Here is an 18,288-nt window from a genome sequence, read left to right on the forward strand (position 1 = left end):
CTTTGCATATTACGCTTAAAAATCAATCCATTTGTTTCTATACTCATTCCTTACCACCCCGACTAGTCTATAAGGAAGAAGACGATGAAAACATTGCGTGCTTACCTCTCTACTCTGCTGATTGCTGCGCTCGTTATTACCAGCTTGCCCGTTGCTGCTGCCCCCGCGGCACCTCAATCCATGGATTTGGTCTCTACCCAATCTGTTTTGGCAGCTGACCGTGCTGGCGCAGACCGCGAGCGTATCAACGAGATTCTGGCCCGCGCCGATGTGCAAGATCAGCTGCTAAAACAGGGTGTTGATCTAGATGAAGTCGAAGCCCGTGTTGCCGCTCTAAGCGATGCAGAAGCACAGCAGATGGCTGAACAGCTTGAACAGTTGCCAGCCGGTGCTGGCGTTGTAGGCGCTCTATTCGCCGTTTTCATTATTTTGCTGGTCACCGACATCCTCGGCCTAACCGACGTCTACCCATTTACTCGTTAATTAATAGGTAGCATATGACCTACCTGCTTACTAACGCCCGCTTTGCGGGCGTTTTTATTATGCTGCTACTCCTTAGTGGCTGTGCTCGGAATCCGGTATTACTGCAAAGCACTTATCAAGCGCTACCGCCCCATACAGAAATCACCAGCGTGCCGTTTTATGCCCAAACGGAATTTCAGTGCGGCCCTGCCACGCTGGCGATGGTGCTCAACCATCAGGGTGTCGATACTGGCGTTGACGAGCTAATTCCTCAGGTATTTCTGCCCGGGCGCGATGGCAGCGTGCAGCCAGAAATGCTGGCCACAGTACGGCGCCATGAGCGGCTCGCGTTTCCTATTCGCGGCACCATGGATGCCTTGTTAAACCATTTGGCAGCGGGCGACCCGGTGGTGGTCATGCAGAATTTGTCGTTGCCAATTTACCCAATGTGGCACTACGCCGTCGCCATTGGCTACGACCTACCCAGTGAAACGCTGATTCTGCGCAGCGGGGAAATTGAGCGGCATACGCTGTCGTTTAGCCGTTTCGATGCCACCTGGGCACGTACTGAGCGCTGGGGGTTTGTAGTGGCCGAGCCAGGTACACTACCGGCGGGTATTAGCGCCCGTAATGCCCTAGAAGCGATTAGCGCCTACGAAGAGACCCACGGGCCGCGTGCAACACTCTCAAGCTGGCAAGCGTTTGTGGCGCGTCATCCGGCTAACGCAATAGGGCAGTTTGCGCTGGGTAACGCATTTTATGCTGACCAGCAATCCGACAACGCTCGCAAGGCGTTTGAGCGGGCGAGCGAGCTGGATGCGTCAATGGGGGCTGCATGGCTAAATCTAGGCCTTTTACTGCTGCAAAATGATTCCCCTGAGGACGCGCGCGAGGCATTAACCCAGGCCGCATCCCTTGAAGGCAGCTGGCGAGAAAAAGCGCTCTCAGCCTTAAACTCTCTAAATAACGATTAAATATCAATCACTAACGGTATTATTAATAATAACGAGCATAACTATGATGCTGCGATTAGTAAAGTTGTGGGATAGCCGATACGGCGAGTGAGTGCTTAAGTTGCACAAGGATGATGTTTTTAAGCTGTTCATTGGATTACCTAACCATTAACGGGAGAGGTGCCATGTGGAACTGCACTGTGCAACGGAAGCGCTCTTTTGATCACTATCACTACGCTTTTTTATCAAACTTACTCTCGCCTGCTCAGCCGTATGCAGAGAGAGGCGGCATCACTGGCTGCTTGCTGATTATACTGTGATGATGATGCGTCGCTTTCTTCGTCAGCCTGGCGGGCGCTTAGCGTCCATTTTTGCTGCCCTCCTCTTCGCGATGTCGGCCGTGATGGGTAGCTACCTCTACAGTGCGTGCCAAAAAGCCAGTGCGGACTATACCTCGCTGATTAGTGACATAGTCTTGGCCCAGCAAGCCACACCTCAGTTACGTGCCGCCCTAGAGGAAAGCAGCCGCTTACCTGACAGCGAACATATTCAATACATTGATTATTTTATTTCACTCTCCAAGCAGCATTTAAATAACATACAGCGCAGTATTGAGCGCCATCGATATCTCATCGCGGATGTTAAATATCTCAACACGCATTTCAGCGAGCTTCATAGCCGCCTTTCAGACCTAAGACAGGAAGTACAAGAAGCCCAGCAGCGCCCAGAGCTTCGTGACCCGTTACAGAGCATGGCTATGGAGATCGGCGGCGCTCAGTCTTGGCTGTATAACCAACTGCTGGAAAAGGTTCGGGCCATATCCGTTCAACAGCGCTTAGTCATGCAGCGACTCTCGATCGCTGTAAGTGCCCTACTGGTGTTGATGGTCAGCGCGGCAACCACACTCTGCTTGGCGGTTATCTACTTGCGCCGTCAGCGCAACACCATGCATCAACTAATGCTAACCGATGAACTGACCGGGCTATATAACAGGCGCCACTTGGTCAATGTCACCTCCGCCACGCTCATTCAGGCACAGCGTGATCAGGCACCGTTGAGTCTAATGCTGCTGGATATCGATCACTTCAAGAAAATCAACGATACCTATGGGCACCCCATCGGCGACGAGGTGCTACGCCAGATTAGCAAGCAGCTTCGCCTACTATGTCGTCCATCGGATACATTAGCGAGAATTGGTGGCGAGGAGTTTTGTTTATTGATGCCCAACACTGCTACCTATGATGCACTTCAGGTAGCAGATCGGCTGCGCCGTGAGATTGAAGTTAATACGCTGACTGATGGAGTGCGGCACGCCAGCCCAACCATTAGTATTGGCGTAACGACCTGTCAAAGTGGCTCGTTGACATTTGAACAGCTGTACTCGTTTGCCGACAAAGCGCTCTACCAAGCTAAAGCAATGGGGCGCAACCGCGTTGAAAGCCTGCTGCCCCCGAATGCACCCTCACCCTATAACGCCCCACTAACTTACACTCTTACCATTATTGGCGAGCCCAGCGACTCTTAATTCTCGACGGTACAGGGAAGCTGGGGTTAGAAAACCCGGTTTAAACCGTTCTGCGCAGCCACCCGGTAGGCTTCTGCCATGGTGGGATAGTTAAAGGTGGTATTCACAAAGTACTTAAGCGTATTGGCATCACCCTCTTGCTGCATGATCGCTTGGCCGATATGCAAAATTTCCGAGGCCTGGTCGCCGAAACAGTGAATGCCGAGGATTTCCAGGGTGTCCTGATGGAATAGAATTTTAAGCATACCCACGGTATCGCCCGTAATCTGCGCCCTGGCGGTATCTTTGAAGAAGGCTTTGCCTACTTCGTAAGGCACTTTTGCTTCCGTGAGCTCACGCTCATTGGGGCCGAAGGAGCTAATCTCAGGGATGGTATAAATCCCGGTGGGTACATCACTCACAAAGCGATACTCTTTATCAAGCAACTCATTGCACGAATTCAAGCCCTGATCGTAGGCCGCGCTCGCCAAACTCGGCCAGCCAATCACATCACCCGCCGCGTAGATATGGGGAACCGCGGTACGGTAGTGCTCATCAACACTTAATTGACCACGCCCATTAGCCGTTAAGCCAATATTCTCAAGGCCTAAACTGTCGGTATTACCGGTTCGCCCGTTGGCCCACAAAAAAGCGTCGGCGCGAATTTTCTTGCCCGATTTGAGGCGCACAACGACGCCTGATTCATCGCCCTCAACACTTTCATACTCTTCGTTATGTCGCACCAAAACCCCGTGCTTACGCAAATGGTAAGAGAGCGCATCACTAATCTCATCGTCCAGAAATGATAGCAGGCTATCTCGGTTATTAATGAGATCAACTTTGACACCCAGGCCCGAAAAGATTGAGGCGTACTCACAGCCAATCACCCCGGCACCAAAAATTATAAGGGTTCTCGGAGTGTGCAAGAGGCTTAATATGGTGTCAGAGCAGTAAATACGCGGATGGCGGAAGTTGATATCCGCTGGGCGATAGGGGCGTGAACCAGTGGCAATCACAAACTTCTTAGCCACTAGCTCTTCCATACCTTCCTGACTATCACGAACCAACAGGGTATGCTCATCTTTAAAACGGGCAACACCGTGGAAAAGATCAATACGGTTACGCGCATAAAAAGTCGTGCGCATCTCTACTTGCTTATCGATGGTACCCCGGGAGCGCTCCATCACTTTGGGAAAGGAGAACCAGCGTGGCTCACCAATATCGCGGAACATACGGTTGGTGTTGAACGCCATGATCTGTTTAACCTGATGACGCAACGCTTTGGACGGGATAGTCCCCCAGTGAGTACAGTTGCCCCCTACCTGCGCCTGCTTCTCAATAATCGCAACACGCTTGCCATGCTTGGCCGCATTGATAGCAGCGCTTTCCCCCGCTGGCCCCGTACCGATCACCACCACATCGTAATTGTGAACCGCCATACTCACTGCGTCCCCTGTTCCCCGTTAAAAACACACCCTTCCACACGCAAGATTTACGCATGGATTTACTGCAAATGGATGGACACGTAGACCTGCATGCCTTTATCTCAACTCACGCTTTACCGGCGTGTAGCATCGTAGCCCAAATCGGCACCGCGGCTCTCATCGCTACGGCGGCGCACGCCACCGCGCTTACGGTTCTCTTCTTCACAAACCTCATCTTTGCCACCGCAAATATCGCAGCCATCTTTCATGCCGATTTGATTCAAACCGCCGCAAGAACCGGCAATCGGTTTGCGGCCCATAATGACGCCGACGGCCATCGCACCCATAATCAGTGCCATAAAACCGAATACCAGTAGCCAAATCGTCATATCAACCTCCCAGCATCACATTGCTTAGCTTTAAATTATTGGCCTTACCTGACGACAATAGCTGTCGGGATAAGTGCCTCACGGTCATTCATCATTACCACCATTATACCTTAGCCGGGACTTACTTATCAGCGCAGTGATGTGTCATTAACGCTGCCTATCATCAAACACCCATTTGTTCGCGCATGCATATAAAAAACGGGGCCAGCCCAAAAGGCCAGCCCCGCTTAACATTGCACTCGATCTACATCGAGGAATTAGCCACCGAAATCATCCAACAGGATATTTTCCGGTTCAACGCCCATATCAAGCAACAGCTTGATAACAGAGGCGTTCATCATCGGGGGCCCACACATGTAGTACTCGCAATCTTCAGGTGCTGGGTGATCCTTTAGATAGTTTTCGTACAGCACGTTATGGATAAAGCCTGTCGGCCCTTCCCAGTTATCTTCCGGCTGAGGATCGGACAGTGCCAAATGCCACTCAAAGTTGGGGAATTCTTCGGCTAACTGGTCGTACTCTTCGTTGTAGAAGGTTTCACGCCAGGAGCGAGCACCGTACCAGAAGGTGATCTTGCGCTCTGACTTCAAGCGCTTTAGCTGATCGAAGATGTGACTCCGCATTGGCGCCATACCCGCACCGCCACCGATAAAGATCATTTCGGCATCGGTATCACGGGCAAAGAACTCACCGAACGGCCCCATCACGGTAACCTTATCGCCCTCTTTAAGGCTGAAGACGTAAGTCGACATCAAGCCGGGGGGATGGTCAGTACCGGGAGGCGGCGTGGCAATACGGATGTTGAACTTGAGGATACCCTTCTCATCCGGGTAGTTCGCCATGGAGTAGGCGCGAATCACTTCCTCGTTGTTCTTATGGGAAATTTTGAACATATCAAATTTTTCCCAGTCGCCCCGGTACTCCTCTTCAATATCAAAATCAGAGAATTTGACATCATAAGGGGGGGCAACCAACTGAACGTAGCCACCGGCGCGGAAGGCGACTTCTTCACCCTCTGGCAGCTTGAGATTCAGCTCTTTGATAAAGGTGGCAACGTTGGGGTTAGCAATAACCTCACACTCCCACTTCTTCACACCGAAGACTTCTTCAGGCACTTCGACTTTCATGTCCTGTTTCACAGGAACCTGACAAGAGAGGCGCCAGCCCTCTTTCTTCTCACGCATAGTGAAGTGTGACTCTTCGGTCGGCAGAATAGAGCCGCCGCCCTCTTCCACACGGCACTTACACTGGGCACAAGAACCACCACCGCCACAGGCGGAAGAGAGGAAAATGCCGTTAGCGGCAAGCGTGTTTAACAGCTTACCACCGGCCTGGGTCTTCAAAGTGTGCTCTGGGTCGCCGTTGACCTCTATGGTCACGTCCCCGCTACTCACAAGCTTGCTGCGCGCTGCCAGAATGATCGCCGTTAAGCTAATAACGATGACCGTGAACATGACAACACCGAGCAAGATGACTGTTGTATCAACCATGTCGGTTTCCTATTGCTGGGGGTTTTCTATTACTCAGCGGTGTATGACACCGCTGAGAAAAACCGGCTCCGATTAAAGCTGAATGCCTGAGAAGGACATAAAGCCCAACGACATCAGCCCCACGGTGATGAAAGTAATGCCCAGTCCTTGAAGACCGCCTGGCACATCGCTGTACTTTAGCTTTTCACGAATACCTGCCAGGGCGGCAATGGCCAGCGCCCAGCCAGTGCCCGCACCAAAGCCATATACCACGGCTTCACCAAAGTTATAGCTCCGCTCAACCATGAACAGAACGCCACCAAGGATGGCGCAGTTAACGGTAATCAGCGGTAGGAATACCCCTAGCGCGTTGTAAAGCGACGGCACGTACTTATCAAGGAACATCTCCATGATCTGTACCAGCGCAGCAATAACGCCGATATAGGAGAGCAAGCCAAGGAAGGACAAATCAATATTTTCAGCACCGCTAATACCGGTCCAGGTCAACGCACCTTCCTGCAGCAAGAAGGTATAGACAAGGTTGTTAACCGGCACAGTAACGGTCAGCACCACAATAACCGCAATGCCCAGGCCAATCGCAGAGGAGACTTTTTTGGACACTGCCAAGAAAGTACACATCCCCAGGAAGAAGGCCAGTGCCATGTTTTCAACAAACACCGAGGCAACAAAAAGACTCAGATAATGTTCCATGTTACACGGCCTCCTTGGGCTTGGTGTTTTCCTTCATTTTGAACTCATTATCTTCTACTTGCTCAGGGTTAACGGCACGTAGCACCCAAATCAGTAGACCGATAATAAAGAACGCCGAAGGCGGCAGTAACAGCAAGCCGTTGGGTACGTACCAACCACCGTTTTGTACAGTTTGCAGGATGGTAATACCGAATACGCTACCTGCACCCAGCAGCTCACGGAAGAAACCTACCACCATGAGAACAAAGCCATAGCCCAGACCGTTGCCGATACCGTCAAGAAATGACATGCCCGGCGTATTGGACATCGCAAAGCCTTCGGCGCGACCCATGACGATACAGTTAGTGATGATCAACCCCACAAAGACCGAGAGCTGCTTGGACATCTCATAGGCATACGCTTTGAGAATCTGATCAACCACGATAACCAGTGAGGCAATAATCGTCATCTGCACGATGATACGAATCGAAGAGGGAATATGATTCCTGATCAACGATACGAACAGATTTGAAAATGCCGTTACGAAAATAACCGCCAGCGCCATAACGAGCGATACGCTCATACTGGTGGTTACCGCAAGTGCCGAACAGATCCCCAGAATTTGCAGCGCAATGGGGTTGTTCTGGAAAATCGGCGCCGTTAAAACGCCTTTTGCATTTACGTCCGCCATGATCAGGCCCCCTCAACGTCTTCGAAGTTGGTATCGGTCTCTTCGGCGTCTTCCGGCTCAGTACCGCTGCGGAATTTAGCCAAATAGGGACCGAATGCTTCTTCGCTCAGCCAGAATTGCAGCATATTTGTTACGCCGTTACTGGTCAGCGTAGCGCCAGATAGCGCATCGACTTCGTATTCGCTGCTAGCACCACCCTTGGTTAGGTGAATTTCCGGTGAGAGGTCGCCCTCTTCATCGTAAATTTTCTTACCTTCCCACTGAGCCTGCCAGCGCGGGTTGTTAACTTCAGCGCCTAGACCGGGAGTCTCGCTGTGCTCGTAGTAGGTGATACTGACGATAGTGTTCCCATCACCCTCTACAGCCAGGAAGCCACGCATCAAGCCCCACAGCCCCTGACCACGAATCGGCAACACGATCTGTTGCGGATCATCTTCATCGCCAATCAGGTAAACAGTGGCATAGTTTTCGACCCGCGAGAGGCCGGCAATATCGGTATCGCCAGAGAGCGTGCGCCCCGAGGCCGGGTCACGAGCGGCTTCAAAGCTGTCGTAAGTATCCGGATCAAACTCATCGGAGTACTCACCCGTGTCGAGTTCGACAACCCGGGCGGTGATCTCTTCACTAAATACCTTTTCAACGTCCATGCCGGGTTCGTAAAGCTTGGCAACGTTTAAGATATTGGTTTTACGATCCAGCTCCTGGTTAAGCTGCTGCATGGGTCGCAAAGCGACCGCTGCTGTCGAGACAATGACGGAGCACACAATACAAAGCGAGAACGCCACTATCAGGACTTTCTTGATGGAGTTGTTACCTTGTGCCATTAGGCAGTCTCCTCGGCCGGTACGCCGGTACGCTTAACGCGACGCTTAATGTTGGCCTGGACGAAGAAATGGTCAATCAGCGGTGCAAACAGGTTAGCGAACAGAATCGCCAGCATGATGCCTTCCGGGAAAGCCGGGTTCACAACGCGAATCAGCACCGTCATCACACCAATCAGCGCACCAAACAGCAGGCGACCTTGATTGGTCATCGAGGCTGATACGGGGTCGGTGGCCATGAACACCATACCGAAGGCGAAACCGCCAATCACCAGATGCCAGTACCACGGCATGGCAAACATCGGGTTGGTGTCAGAGCCGATCAGGTTAAACAGCGTGCTGGTTACCACCATGCCCAGGAACACACCCAACATGATTCGCCAGGAGGCAATCCGCGTCCATAGCAATACAGCAGCGCCGATAAAGATCGCCAGTGTCGATACCTCGCCCACAGAACCGGGGATAAAGCCCAGGAAGGCATCCCACCAGCTGAAGGCGTCGGTCAGCGCAGACATACCGTCCTGGAACGCCATAGAGAGCGCCGTGGCACCAGTGTAACCGTCGGCGGCTACCCACACAGAGTCACCTGAGATTTGCGCTGGGTAGGCAAAGTAAAGAAATGCACGGCCCGTTAGCGCGGGGTTCAAGAAATTCTTACCCGTGCCACCAAAGATCTCTTTACCGATCACCACACCAAAGGTGATACCTAGGGCAACCTGCCAAAGCGGAATAGTCGCCGGCAGAATCAGGGCAAACAACACCGAGGTAACGAAGAAGCCTTCGTTGACTTCGTGTCCTCGCTTGATCGCAAACAGCACCTCCCAAAAACCACCGACCACAAATGTGACCAGATAGATGGGGAGGAAGTAGGTTGCGCCGAGAACAAAATTTGCCCAAAGGCTATTTGCATCATGGCCGGACGAAAGCGTCATCATAATCGCTTCGCGCCAGCCTCCCATAGAGGCGTAGCCCGCATCAATGGCAGTGTTAGCCTGCCAGCCAGCGTTCCACATACCGAACAGCATCGCTGGGAAGGTACACAGCCATACGGTAATCATGATGCGCTTAAGATCGACACCGTCACGCACATGAGCAGTGGTCTTGGCCACGCTCGGCGGCGTGTAGAAAATCGTATCGACTGCTTCAAACAGCGGATAGAACTTTTCGTACTTTCCGCCTTTATGGAAATGCGGCTCGATATTTTGGAGTGTCTGTTGAATACCCATCATCAGGCCTCTTTCTCGATCATGGTGAGATTGTCACGCAGGATAGGGCCATATTCGTATTTGCCAGGGCAAACATACGTGCACAGCGCCAGATCCTCTTCGTCCAGCTCCAAACACCCAAGCTGCATGGCAACCTCAATGTCGCCCACGATCAGCGAACGCAGTAGCTGAGTCGGCATGATATCCAGCGGCATCACCGTCTCATAGGCACCTACCGGCACCATAGCACGCTCGGAGCCATTGGTAGACGTAGTCGGTGCATAGTTGCTTAGGCCCTTAATCTTAGAGATATAGATGCCTAATACAGAGTGACGATTAGCACCGGGAGAGAGCCATCCCATAAAGGTGCGCTTATTGCCCTCTTCCAGCAAGCTTAGTTGATTGCTGAAGCGGCCAAGGAAGGTCAACTTACCCTCAGCGGCAAAGCCAGAGAAAACAGAGCCAGAAATTACCCGGGTGTCATCGGGTTTGATGACTTCATCGGCCAGGAGTTCATCTGTACTAGCGCCGATACGGGTACGGATCAGACGCGGATTTTCAGCGCGCGGGCCACCAATGGCAACCACGCGGCTCATATCCAGTTTCCCTTCTACAAAGAACTTACCGAACGCGATAACGTCCTGATAGCCGATGTGCCACACTTTTTTATGCAGTGCGACCGGAGATAGGTAATGGATATGCGTACCGACTAGTCCGGCAGGATGAGGGCCGGCAAAGCTTTCCGTTTTCACACCGTCAACATCGCCGCCCGGAATGGAGGCATTTTCGCCCGTACATAAGAAGACGTTGCCCTCGGTCAGGCGCGCTAACACCTTGAGGCCATCCTCGAATGCCTGCGCCTGTTCATTGATGATCAGTGCAGGATCAGGGCTAAGTGGATGGGTATCCACGGCGGTTACAAAAATATCGGCCGGGGTGCTATCAATGGCCGGTGTGCGCGAGAAGGGACGGGTGCGCAAAGCAGTCCACAGTCCCGACTCTACCAGTTGGTCGACCACGACCTGACGTTCAAGCTGCGCTAAGGCATTACGATCGTGAGCAGCGAATTCGACCGCTTCCTCAGTTTCGTCGACTTTGATCACGACAGATAGTAAACGACGTTTTTCGCCACGGTTTATTGCAAGCACTTCACCGGCAGCGGGCGCTGTATAGCGCACACCATCAATTTTCTTATCGGTGAAGAGCAATTGGCCCAGTTTGACCTTATCCCCTTCCTGAACTTCCATGGTTGGCTTCATGCCAACGTAGTCAGTACCCAGGATTGCCACGTGGCGCACAGGCCGCGCATCTTCAATACGCTGCTCGGGCGCTCCCGTGATGGGGAGATCCAGGCCTTTTTTGACTTCGATCATAGTCTCGCCCAGTTGTTGGATCGGATATACGAAGGTATGGGGTTCGAATGCTTATTTTCTGCTCAGCGAATTGTTGTGTTCTGCTCAGATTGTTACCAGTCCGGCCCAAGCAGCACTTGAACCACCCCGAAAAATCCCTCGTATTATAAAGACAAGCGCGTCCAATGACCACATCCCTGATGACCACCAAAAGTGCTATAGACATTAATAAAAGGCTTGAAAACGGAAAACAAAACGCCACCCGAAGGTGGCGCTGAACGTTTACTGGGCGCGGTAGGCCTTTATGGGAGGCTTCCAATACGCGCGTAATTAGTGCGGCAGCTTTAAGAACCGCACGTTAGACATCTGCTGCAGGATACGCACGACCTGGCAGCTATAACCAAACTCGTTGTCGTACCACACATAAATGACCGCCTGATGGCCGTTGGCAATAGTCGCCTTGGCATCGACAATGCCCGCATGGCGGTTACCCACGAAGTCCGACGACACCACTTCTGCAGAGTCAACATAGTCAATTTGCTTCTGATAGGCAGACTCAATCGACATCCGGCGCAGATAATCATTGAGCGCCACGGAGTCAGTCGTTTTATCTAGAGTCAGGTTGAGAATAGCCATAGAGACATTGGGAATCGGCACGCGGATAGCGTTGCCGGTCAGCTTGCCCTCGAGTTCAGGCAGCGCCTTAGATACCGCCTTGGCAGCACCTGTCTCGGTCAAGACCATGTTCAGCGCCGCACTGCGGCCACGACGATCGCCCTTATGGTAGTTATCGATCAGGTTCTGGTCATTGGTGTAAGCATGCACGGTTTCCACATGACCATTGACCACACCATACTCATCGTTAAGTACTTTTAGCACCGGCACAATCGCATTGGTGGTACAAGAGGCAGCAGAGACGATGAGATCACTGTCGCCAATGGATTCGTGGTTAATACCGTAAACAATGTTTTTAATATCACCTTTACCCGGCGCCGTTAGCAGCGCTTTGGCAGCGCCCTTACACTGTAGGTGCTGGCCCAGGCCCTCTTCATCGCGCCAGATACCGGTATTATCAACAATCACCGCGTTATCGATAGCGTACTGGGTGTAGTCAATCTCACTGGGCGAATCGGCGTAAATCACCTGAATAACATTGCCGTTAACCGTCAGCGTGCGCGCCTCTGCATCCACCATGATGGTACCGTCAAAGGGCCCATGCACGGAGTCGCGACGCAGCAGGCTGGCACGCTTTTCCAAGTCTTTCGCCACATCGCCACGGCCGCGAACCACAATAGCACGCAAGCGCAGCAGGTTGCCGCCCCCCGCTTTCTCCACCATCACTCGGGCCAGCAAACGACCAATGCGACCAAAACCGTAGAGCACAACGTCTTGTGGCTCTCCAGTGCTGGCTCCCGGCTGATAGCCATCAATAATCTCGTGCAGCTCTTTACGCAGGAAGGCGTCGACATCCCCACCGCCCTGATTCTTGAACATTACCGCCAGCTTTCCCACATCCACATGGGCAGGGCCAAGATTCAAAGCGACCATCCCCTTCAAAATGGGGTAGGTATCCTCAACCAAGAGCTCAGTGCCTTCTATTTTACGCACAAAACGGTGGTCTTTCAGGATACGAATGACCGACCGTTTAATAAGCGAACGTCCGAACATGGTGGCAACGACGTTATTCTGACGATAGAGCTGCCCTACTAACGGGATCATCTGCTCCGCCAAGGCTTCGTTGCCTTGCCAATCTTGAAAAACGTTTTCGAGCGCTTGCTGACTCACGTGCGGCCTCATCAGGTAGTGGGAACGAAGTGTGCATTATCCGGGGCAAGCTTCGGGGCCGCAATGAAAGGATAGTCGCACAACATGTAGGGGTATTACAGGAATGCCAATCTCACTACAAACCCCCTTTCAATACAGATTAACCCGCTACCTTAAGCCGCGGCACTCTAACTGAAACCGGTGATCGTGTATGATCTCCCTTCCGTTTCAGCGCAAAACGATATCTTGCTTATGCCGACATTCTCACTGCTCGAACCGCCCCAACCTCAAGGGACTCGCGATACGCTCTACTGGACATCGCCGCCGGGTAGCGCGACTGCGCTGGCACTCTCCCGTGTTGCCGCTAAAGCCCCGCTATTGGTGATCACTCCCAATACGGCCAGCGCGCAGCGCCTTGAACAAGATCTCTATTTTTATAGCGATGTACCGGTACTGCCCTTTCCCGACTGGGAAACACTGCCCTACGATAGTTTTTCGCCCCACCAGGATATTGTCTCGGCCCGGCTGCGCACTCTACGCCAGTTGCAAGACGGCGTACGCGGCATTGTGCTGGTGCCGATCAACACGCTGATGCAGCGCCTTCCACCGGTTGAGTACATTGCCGGCCGGGTAATGACGCTCAAAACCGGCGAGCGCTTAAATCGCGAAGTGTTTCGCGAGTCACTCTCCCGAGCAGGCTATCGTGCCGTTGAAACGGTTTACGAACCCGGCGAATACGCCATGCGCGGCGCGCTGATTGACCTGTTTGCCATGGGTATGGACGAACCGATCCGTATTGATCTATTCGATGATGAGATCGATACGCTGCGCCACTTCGACCCTGGCAGCCAACGCTCGACTGACAAACTAGAATCGCTAGAACTGCTCCCCGCTCACGAATACTCGTTAAGCCGCAGCGCTATTGCCTGCTTTCGGGAGCAGTTTGAAACCCTGTTCGACGTTGACCCGCGGCAATGCCCGCTTTACAACGATGCGCTAAAAGGCATTCCGTCACCGGGGCTTGAGCACTACCTGCCGCTGTTTTTCGAGCAGACCGCTTCGCTGTTTGACCACCTGACCGACGACACCCGGGTAGCGCTACTGCCTGGGGTTTTTGAGGCGGCTGAGCAGCACTGGCAGTCGATCGACGCACGCTATGTCAATTTGGGCGTTGACCCAACCCGCCCGCTACTGCCTCCGCACCGGGCGTTTTTTCCGGTCAACGATGTGTTCGCGTCGATTAAAGCCCGCCCACGTATTGAGCTCACCGAGGATAGCGAGCAACGTCACGCGCAGCAGCCTGATGCTGCGCCGCTGCCTACGCTCTCTATCAATGCCCGCGCCAAGCAGCCATTGGCGGAAATATCGGCCTTCTTAAGCACCCACACCCAAACCCGAGTGTTGTTTGTGGCGGAGTCCCGGGGTCGTCGGGAAGCACTGGAAGAGATACTCGTACCGCTTAAACTCTCGCTACCCCACACCGATAGCTTCCACGACTTTATCGCCAGCGACCACCCTTATGCCATTACCGAAGGCTTGGTGGACAGCGGCCTATGGCTGGATAACCCAAGCGTTGCGGTGATAAGCGAAACGGAGCTGTTTGGTGACGTGGTGCGCCAAAGCCGTCGTCGTGAGAAAGCCACGGATGATAACGAACTCGCGGTACGCCACCTTTCGGAGCTTCGCGAAGGCGCGCCAGTGGTGCACCAGGCCCACGGTGTTGGCCGCTATTTAGGCTTGGAAACACTAGAGGCCGGTGGCCAGGCAAATGAATTCCTGGCGCTCTCCTATGCCGATGGCGCCAAGCTTTATGTACCCGTCGACAGCCTGCATATGATCTCCCGCTACAGCGGCGCCGGTGACGAACTGGCCCCGCTGCATAAACTCGGTTCGGATCAGTGGGAGAAAGCCCGCCGTAAAGCGGCCGAGAAGATTCGCGATACCGCCGCGGAGCTGCTGGATGTGTACGCCCGCCGGGAAGCCCAGCAAGGGGTGGTCTACGAATCCCCTGGCGAAGAGTATGTTCGCTTTGCGGGCAACTTCCCGTTTGAGGAGACCGCCGATCAGCACGCGGCGATTGAAGCAGTCATCAGCGACATGACCTCGCCGCAGCCCATGGATCGTGTGGTATGTGGCGACGTCGGCTTCGGCAAAACCGAAGTGGCCATGCGCGCTGCATTTCTGGCCGTGCAGTCTGGTCGCCAGGTGGTGGTGCTTGTACCCACCACCTTATTGGCCCGCCAGCATTTCGAGAATTTCCGTGACCGTTTTGCTGACACTGCCGTCAATATTGGCCTGATCTCCCGCTTCACCAGTGGCAAAGAGGCCACCCAGACGCTGGAGAGCATTAAGAGCGGCCAAACGGATATCGTCATCGGCACCCACAAGCTACTCGCCAAGAGTGTTGAGCTGCCCAAAATGGGGCTGCTGATTATCGATGAGGAGCACCGCTTTGGTGTCGCGCAAAAAGAGAAGCTCAAAACGCTACGCGCCGAAGTCGATATTTTGACCCTAACCGCTACTCCGATCCCGCGCACGCTCAATATGGCCATGAGCGGCATCCGCGATCTGTCGATCATTGCCACGCCACCCGCTCGGCGCCTATCAGTCAAAACCTTTGTCCAGCAGCACGACACCAGTATCATCAAGGAAGCTCTGCTGCGCGAGATACTGCGCGGGGGGCAGGTGTATGTGCTGCACAACGAAGTCAAAACCATTGAGAACAGCGCCGAAAAGATCCGCGAACTGATCCCCGAAGCACGGGTCGCGGTCGCCCACGGACAGCTCCCCGAGCGCAGCCTGGAGCGGATCATGTCGGACTTCTATCACCGGCGCTTTAACGTGTTGGTATGCTCGACTATTATTGAAACCGGCATTGATGTGCCCAGCGCCAATACCATTATTATCGAACGCGCTGACAAGTTTGGCCTGGCTCAGCTTCACCAACTGCGGGGCCGGGTTGGGCGCAGCCACCATCAGGCTTACGCTTACCTGTTAACGCCACCGCCCAAAGCGATGACCCGTGATGCTATCAAGCGATTGGAAGCGATTAGCGCGTCCGATGATCTAGGCGCAGGCTTTACCCTGGCCAGTCACGATATGGAGATCCGTGGCGCAGGTGAACTGCTGGGGGATGAGCAGAGCGGCCAGATGGAAACCATCGGCTACACGCTCTATATGGAGATGCTGGATCGCGCCGTGAAGGCCATTCGAGCGGGCAAAACGCCCAATATCAATGCGCCTTTCAATACCGGCGTGGAAATTAGTCTCAACCTTCCTGCACTGATTCCGAGTGATTATATTCATGATGTGCAGCAACGCCTGGTGATGTACAAACGGATCGCCAACACCCAGAGCGATAGCGAGCTTAAAGAGTTACAGGTTGAGCTGATCGATCGCTTTGGCTTACTCCCCAACCCGCTGAAAAACCTGATTCGCCAAACCAAGCTTCGCCACCGTGCTGAGCAGCTCGGCATCAGCAAGATCGAGGCTGGGGAAAGCCGCGGCAGAGTTCTGTTTGATAGCAGTACCCAGGTGGATCCTTTAACCCTGGTGAACCTGATTCAGACGTCACCAAAGCACTTCCGTTTAGATGGATCTGACACCTTACGATTTGAATTACCAATGGAAAGTGTCGACAAGCGCTTCCAGCAGCTTGAAAACCTGCTTAGCACCCTTAATCAAAAAGTAGCGGCGGCGTGACGCTTGGGGCAAACTTGCCAGTAGCCATGGCCAATTTGGTCAACAGCCGTTAATTGATCTCAGTGGCCCAGCAACGCGCATCAGCAGTGAATTAACACATTAGGAACGACCATGAACATTCGCAATACCTATACCCTTTGGGGCCCTACCAGCCTAGCCGTGCTACTCGCCGCTAGCCTGATGAGCCCCGCTTTTGCGCAATCAGCTGATGAGCAAGCCGATAGCGCCAACCAAGAGCCGGTGCAAGAACTGCAGGCTCAAGACAACTCACAAGAATCGCCGCAGGCGCAAGCACCGGAAATCAGCATCGACGCCGTCGATAGCGCAAGCCAGGTTGCTGAGCGGGATGAACTGCCCCGTGGTCACTTCCGCCTACCAGAAACAGGTGATGTGATTGGGGAGCGCTACACCGTCGTTGTCGAAGACCCCAAACAGACCCTGATAGACATCGCACGGCGCCACAATATTGGCTATGAAGAGATTCGCATGGCCAACCCGGGTGTCAGCCTCTGGGTGCCAGGCGCAGGTACTGAGGTGGTAATTCCGGCCCAGTACATCCTGCCGCCTGCGCCGCGCGAAGGTGTTGTCGTTAACCTTTCTGAGCTGCGTCTCTACTACTATCCTGCCGATAAACCTGGCATTGTCGAAACCTACCCGGTGAGCGTTGGCCGTGAAGAGTTCGCCACCCCCGTAGGTATCACACGTACCACGGTTAAGGTTAAAGACCCCGCCTGGGCCCCACCGGCCTCCATGCGTCGCGAAGCGGCTGAACGCGGCGAGCCTGCCCCGTCGGTAGTGCCACCCGGCCCGCAGAACCCCCTTGGCGAGCACGCCATTCTACTGGCTATGCCAAGCTATCTGATTCATGGCACTAACCGCCCGGATGGCGTGGGCATGCGCGTCAGCCGCGGCTGCATTCGTATGTACCCGGAAGACATAAAATCGCTCTATGAGCGTCTGCCCAGCGGCACCCAGGTCAACCTGATGGACGCGCCGTTCAAAGCAGGCTTTGCTGCCGACGGCACGCTGTTTGTGCAGTCATTCCCGCAGCTAGAAGAGAACGTAGAGGGCTTTGAGCCACTTCTTAATGCCCTTGAGCGCGTCACAGAGTTGACTGACAGTGACGTTGAAATAGATGCCGAGCGGATTCAGCGCGCCGTAGAAGCCCCTGACGGCCAGTTTATCGCCCTCTTTGGCCCTCAGGCCCCCGAGCCAGAACCAGAACCAGTAGAGCTTATTGAAGAGCTTAAGCTCAGCGCCGCCACTGACGGCGATAAAGACGCTTAAAGGCAGAAGTACATAAGAAGTACGTAGCAACAAAAAACCCCGCCAAGGCGGGGTTTTTTGCGCAGCTAGTAAAATAATCTAATTGTTTGGCGCCTATGACGCCCTGCTTTCGATATCTTAGCTAACTACATCCAGCAGCTGCTGAGAGAGTCTGCTGACTCGCTCAGCAGCCCAAGCAGAATTACTTCTGCATGGAGCGCTGGAACATACGGTTCATTTCTTCACGATTCTGCTCAGACATCTGCAGTGCAGCCTGCGCATCGCGCTGGGCTTGGTTTGCAGTGTTCATAGCTTGTGAAGCCATGCTGCGTGCTTCTGCAGCGTCAGCCTGTGCAGATTCTGCAGTCATGCGAACTTCTTCCAGCGCGCTGGTAGAAGCACAACCAGCAAGAATTGCCAGTGAAGCGGCAGCAGCAGTCATCTTCAGAGTAGTTTTCAGAGTCATAATGTTCTCCTTGAGTCGTCCTTGGGTACTACGTTAAGGGTATGACAAAAATAAGGTTACGCACTTGAATAACATGCTTAGCTTAAATTTGTCTACCTGCGGTGCAGGTTCTTTTCAGTGACTTGTGCTG

The 18,288-nt window shown here is 53.5% G+C and carries 15 protein-coding genes; 5 read left to right on the forward strand and 10 right to left on the reverse strand.

Going from position 1 to position 18,288, the window contains the following annotated elements:
• Positions 1–84 precede the first annotated feature (84 nt).
• From ACFIOZ_RS12315 to ACFIOZ_RS12325, 3 genes are all read left to right on the forward strand, one after another.
• A complete protein-coding gene (locus tag ACFIOZ_RS12315; protein WP_386078025.1) occupies positions 85–483 on the forward strand; it encodes a PA2779 family protein in 399 nt (132 codons plus the stop codon).
• A 14-nt stretch (positions 484–497) separates the two neighbouring features.
• The gene (locus tag ACFIOZ_RS12320; protein ID WP_386078027.1) at positions 498–1,436 is read left to right on the forward strand and encodes a PA2778 family cysteine peptidase; all 939 of its coding nucleotides are present in this window, start codon (positions 498–500) and stop codon (positions 1,434–1,436) included.
• 304 nt (positions 1,437–1,740) lie between these two features.
• Positions 1,741–2,940, forward strand: coding sequence for a sensor domain-containing diguanylate cyclase (locus tag ACFIOZ_RS12325; RefSeq protein ID WP_386078030.1), 1,200 nt, complete (start codon positions 1,741–1,743; stop codon positions 2,938–2,940).
• A gap of 26 nt (positions 2,941–2,966) precedes the next feature.
• Here the strand turns inward: ACFIOZ_RS12325 and sthA are convergent, their stop codons facing one another.
• The 9 genes from sthA to ACFIOZ_RS12370 all read right to left on the reverse strand — a co-directional run bounded on the left by sthA (position 2,967) and on the right by ACFIOZ_RS12370 (position 12,745).
• A complete protein-coding gene (gene sthA / locus ACFIOZ_RS12330; RefSeq protein ID WP_386078033.1) occupies positions 2,967–4,358 on the reverse strand; it encodes a Si-specific NAD(P)(+) transhydrogenase in 1,392 nt (463 codons plus the stop codon).
• A 119-nt stretch (positions 4,359–4,477) separates the two neighbouring features.
• Entirely contained in the window at positions 4,478–4,732 is a 255-nt protein-coding gene (nqrM, locus tag ACFIOZ_RS12335; RefSeq protein WP_022523176.1) for a (Na+)-NQR maturation NqrM, read from the reverse strand.
• Positions 4,733–4,989: 257 nt separating this feature from the next.
• On the reverse strand, positions 4,990–6,222 hold the full coding sequence (nqrF, locus tag ACFIOZ_RS12340; RefSeq protein WP_133732373.1) for an NADH:ubiquinone reductase (Na(+)-transporting) subunit F: 1,233 nt from the start codon (positions 6,220–6,222) through the stop codon (positions 4,990–4,992).
• Between the two features lie 72 nt (positions 6,223–6,294).
• Positions 6,295–6,912, reverse strand: coding sequence for an NADH:ubiquinone reductase (Na(+)-transporting) subunit E (gene nqrE, locus ACFIOZ_RS12345; RefSeq protein WP_009286984.1), 618 nt, complete (start codon positions 6,910–6,912; stop codon positions 6,295–6,297).
• A gap of 1 nt (position 6,913) precedes the next feature.
• A complete protein-coding gene (locus ACFIOZ_RS12350; protein ID WP_071693461.1) occupies positions 6,914–7,582 on the reverse strand; it encodes an NADH:ubiquinone reductase (Na(+)-transporting) subunit D in 669 nt (222 codons plus the stop codon).
• Between the two features lie 2 nt (positions 7,583–7,584).
• The gene (locus ACFIOZ_RS12355) at positions 7,585–8,406 is read right to left on the reverse strand and encodes a Na(+)-translocating NADH-quinone reductase subunit C (protein ID WP_386078039.1); all 822 of its coding nucleotides are present in this window, start codon (positions 8,404–8,406) and stop codon (positions 7,585–7,587) included.
• Positions 8,406–9,632 carry an NADH:ubiquinone reductase (Na(+)-transporting) subunit B gene (locus ACFIOZ_RS12360; RefSeq protein ID WP_386078041.1) on the reverse strand — a complete coding sequence of 409 codons (1,227 nt, stop codon included), beginning with the start codon at positions 9,630–9,632 and terminating at the stop codon, positions 8,406–8,408. Before ACFIOZ_RS12360 ends, ACFIOZ_RS12355 begins: the two co-directional genes overlap by 1 nt.
• On the reverse strand, positions 9,632–10,981 hold the full coding sequence (locus ACFIOZ_RS12365) for a Na(+)-translocating NADH-quinone reductase subunit A (RefSeq protein ID WP_386078043.1): 1,350 nt from the start codon (positions 10,979–10,981) through the stop codon (positions 9,632–9,634). The genes ACFIOZ_RS12360 and ACFIOZ_RS12365 overlap by 1 nt, the downstream gene beginning before the upstream one ends.
• 309 nt (positions 10,982–11,290) lie before the next feature.
• Positions 11,291–12,745 carry a glyceraldehyde-3-phosphate dehydrogenase gene (locus tag ACFIOZ_RS12370; protein ID WP_386078046.1) on the reverse strand — a complete coding sequence of 485 codons (1,455 nt, stop codon included), beginning with the start codon at positions 12,743–12,745 and terminating at the stop codon, positions 11,291–11,293.
• A 231-nt stretch (positions 12,746–12,976) separates the two neighbouring features.
• On the opposite strand from ACFIOZ_RS12370, the gene mfd reads away from it, so the two are divergent.
• Together mfd and ACFIOZ_RS12380 are read left to right on the forward strand one after the other, a co-directional pair.
• Entirely contained in the window at positions 12,977–16,426 is a 3,450-nt protein-coding gene (mfd, locus tag ACFIOZ_RS12375) for a transcription-repair coupling factor (RefSeq protein ID WP_386078049.1), read from the forward strand.
• Between the two features lie 111 nt (positions 16,427–16,537).
• Complete coding sequence (locus tag ACFIOZ_RS12380; RefSeq protein WP_386078052.1) at positions 16,538–17,713, forward strand: L,D-transpeptidase family protein; 1,176 nt, start codon at positions 16,538–16,540, stop codon at positions 17,711–17,713.
• Between the two features lie 181 nt (positions 17,714–17,894).
• On the opposite strand, the gene ACFIOZ_RS12385 is transcribed toward ACFIOZ_RS12380, so the two are convergent.
• The gene (locus ACFIOZ_RS12385) at positions 17,895–18,158 is read right to left on the reverse strand and encodes an Lpp/OprI family alanine-zipper lipoprotein (RefSeq protein WP_022523170.1); all 264 of its coding nucleotides are present in this window, start codon (positions 18,156–18,158) and stop codon (positions 17,895–17,897) included.
• Positions 18,159–18,288: the final 130 nt, after the last annotated feature.

The organism is Vreelandella sp. F11 (genome assembly GCF_042466685.1).
In the GTDB taxonomy this organism is placed as follows: Bacteria; Pseudomonadota; Gammaproteobacteria; order Pseudomonadales; family Halomonadaceae; genus Vreelandella.